This is a genomic window from Pseudomonas sp. Sample_24 (assembly GCF_004307605.1).
Lineage (GTDB): Bacteria > Pseudomonadota > Gammaproteobacteria > Pseudomonadales > Pseudomonadaceae > Aquipseudomonas.
Genome location: NZ_RCNW01000503.1, coordinates 1 through 2927 on the forward strand (window position 1 = coordinate 1; position 2927 = coordinate 2927).

Annotated in this window: 4 protein-coding genes and 1 pseudogene; all 5 read left to right on the plus strand. The window is 57.0% G+C overall.

The genetic code is table 11. The features are described from left to right. Window positions 1–732: pseudogene (locus tag D8V06_RS29150) on the plus strand (signal recognition particle protein); the annotation flags it as partial. 296 nt (window positions 733–1028) lie between these two features. Continuing rightward, window positions 1029–1280, plus strand: a complete 252-nt coding sequence (gene rpsP / locus D8V06_RS29155) for a 30S ribosomal protein S16 (protein ID WP_003198088.1) — start codon at window positions 1029–1031, stop codon at window positions 1278–1280. Between the two features lie 5 nt (window positions 1281–1285). Beyond that, window positions 1286–1822, plus strand: coding sequence for a ribosome maturation factor RimM (gene rimM / locus D8V06_RS29160; RefSeq protein ID WP_130932342.1), 537 nt, complete (start codon window positions 1286–1288; stop codon window positions 1820–1822). A gap of 2 nt (window positions 1823–1824) precedes the next feature. Then, window positions 1825–2577, plus strand: coding sequence for a tRNA (guanosine(37)-N1)-methyltransferase TrmD (gene trmD, locus D8V06_RS29165; protein ID WP_077046481.1), 753 nt, complete (start codon window positions 1825–1827; stop codon window positions 2575–2577). Between the two features lie 45 nt (window positions 2578–2622). Next, the coding region (gene rplS, locus D8V06_RS29170) for a 50S ribosomal protein L19 (protein WP_130932343.1) at window positions 2623–2927 on the plus strand (305 nt) is incomplete at its 3' end.

The window sequence follows — 2927 nt, forward strand, 5'->3', positions numbered from 1 at the left end:
GAAACCCTGTTCGTGGTCGACGCCATGACCGGTCAGGACGCCGCCAACACGGCCAAGGCCTTTGGCGATGCACTGCCGCTGACCGGTGTGATCCTGACCAAGGTCGACGGCGACGCCCGTGGCGGTGCTGCGCTGTCGGTTCGCGCCATCACCGGCAAGCCGATCAAGTTCATCGGTATGGGCGAGAAGAGCGAAGCGCTCGATCCGTTCCATCCTGAGCGTATCGCTTCGCGCATCCTCGGCATGGGCGACGTGCTCAGCCTGATCGAGCAGGCGGAAGCGACCCTCGACAAGGACAAGGCCGACAAGCTGGCCAAGAAGCTGAAGAAGGGCAAGGGTTTCGACCTCGAAGACTTCCGCGATCAGCTGCAACAAATGAAGAACATGGGTGGCCTCGGCGGCCTCATGGACAAACTGCCGAACATGGGCGGTGTGAACCTGGCGCAAATGGGCAATGCCCAGAGTGCGGCAGAGAAGCAATTCAAGCAGATGGAAGCCATCATCAACTCCATGACCCCGGCCGAGCGCCGTGACCCTGAGCTGATCAGCGGTTCGCGCAAACGCCGTATCGCCATGGGTTCCGGCACCCAGGTGCAGGACATCGGACGCTTGATCAAGCAGCACAAGCAGATGCAGAAGATGATGAAGAAATTCTCTGCGAAAGGCGGAATGGCCAAGATGATGCGCGGCATGGGCGGTATGTTGCCCGGCGGCGGCATGCCGAAAATTTAGTGCCCTGTCACGCCAATACTGCTCAATATTGGCGTAACAGGGCACCAGAATCCGCGCCGGTCATCGCACCGGCGCAGACCCGCACGGAAGCGGGATCTACAGCAAACCCGCGCTTGGCGGGAGCTGACCGGCCGTTTTCAACGACGGCTCTATAGCAAATCTGCATGGCGTCCGATAGGCCGCCGGAAAAAGTCATTTGCAAAAGTCCGGATATTCCTTAGAATATGCGGCCTTTCGGGCACCCATGCCCGCTGTGCCTTTAGATTTGCAGCACCGACTACAGGAACGATGTTCACATGCTAACAATCCGTCTTGCCCTTGGCGGCTCCAAAAAGCGCCCGTTTTACCACTTGACCGTAACCGACAGCCGCAACCCGCGCGACGGCTCGCACAAGGAACAGGTTGGTTTCTTCAACCCTGTTGCTCGTGGTCAAGAAGTTCGTCTGTCCGTGAACCAAGAGCGCGTAGCCTACTGGCTGAGCGTTGGTGCACAACCTTCTGAGCGCGTTGCTCAGTTGTTGAAGGAATCTGCCAAGGCTGCGGCCTGAGCAATATGAACGCGACGCCAGCTGTTGCTGATGATTTGATCGTTATCGGCAAGATTTATTCTGTTCACGGCGTTCGCGGCGAAGTGAAGGTGTATTCCTTTACTGATCCGATCAAGAACCTGCTGGATTACAAAACCTGGACGCTCAAGCGTGACGGCAATGTAAAGCAGGTAGAGCTGGTCAGCGGACGCGGGAACGACAAGTTCCTGGTCGCAAAGCTCAAGGGTCTGGATGATCGTGAAGAAGCTCGTCTTCTGGCCGGTTATGAGATCTGCGTGCCGCGCAACCTGTTCCCTGAACTGACCGACGGCGAGTACTACTGGTACCAGCTGGAAGGTCTCAAGGTCATCGACACCCTCGGGCAACTGTTCGGGAAGATCGATCACCTGCTGGAGACCGGCTCGAATGATGTAATGGTGGTCAAGCCTTGCGCTGGCAGCCTGGATGATCGCGAACGCCTGTTGCCCTATACGGAGCAATGCGTGTTGGCCGTCGACCTGGAAGCGGGCGAGATGAAGGTGGATTGGGACGCGGACTTCTGAACGTGGCTAACTTGCGCGTAGAAGTGATCAGTTTGTTTCCCGAGATGTTCTCCGCCATCAGCGAGTACGGCATCACCAGTCGGGCGGTGAAACAGGGGCTGTTGCAGCTCACCTGTTGGAATCCGCGAGACTACACGACGGATCGACATCACACTGTGGATGATCGCCCATTTGGCGGTGGTCCGGGCATGGTGATGAAGATCAAGCCCCTGGAAGATGCTCTGGTTCAGGCCAAGGCAGCCGCCGGGGAGGGCGCGAAGGTGATTTACCTGTCGCCCCAAGGCCGTCAACTGACTCAGTCGGCGGTACGCGAGTTGGCGAATCTGGATGCATTGATCCTGATTGCCGGCCGCTATGAAGGCATTGACGAGCGTTTTATTGATGCTCATGTCGATGAAGAGTGGTCGATTGGCGACTATGTACTGTCTGGCGGCGAGCTGCCGGCGATGGTCCTGATCGATGCGGTTACACGACTGCTGCCTGGAGCTTTAGGGCATGCGGACTCCGCCGAGGAAGATTCCTTTACGGATGGTTTGCTGGATTGCCCGCACTACACCCGACCGGAGGTGTATGCGGATCAGCGTGTTCCCGACGTATTGCTAAGTGGCAATCACGCGCACATCCGGCGTTGGCGTTTACAGCAGTCCCTTGGTCGGACCTATGAACGACGCGCCGATCTTCTGGAAAGCCGCTCGCTTTCTGGAGAAGAGAAGAAGCTGCTCGAGGAATACATCCGCGAGCGGGACGATAGTTAACAACGTATCGATGGTAGATCCGACGATTTACCTTAGGAGCACAGCATGACTAACAAAATCATCCTTGCACTCGAAGCAGAGCAGATGACCAAAGAGATCCCTACCTTTGCCCCGGGCGACACCATTGTCGTTCAGGTGAAAGTGAAGGAAGGCGACCGTTCGCGTCTGCAAGCGTTCGAAGGTGTTGTTATCGCCAAGCGTAACCGCGGCGTAAACAGTGCATTCACCGTTCGTAAAATCTCCAACGGTGTTGGCGTAGAACGTACTTTCCAGACCTACTCCCCGCAGATCGACAGCATGGCTGTTAAACGTCGCGGTGACGTACGTAAAGCCAAGCTGTACTACCTGCG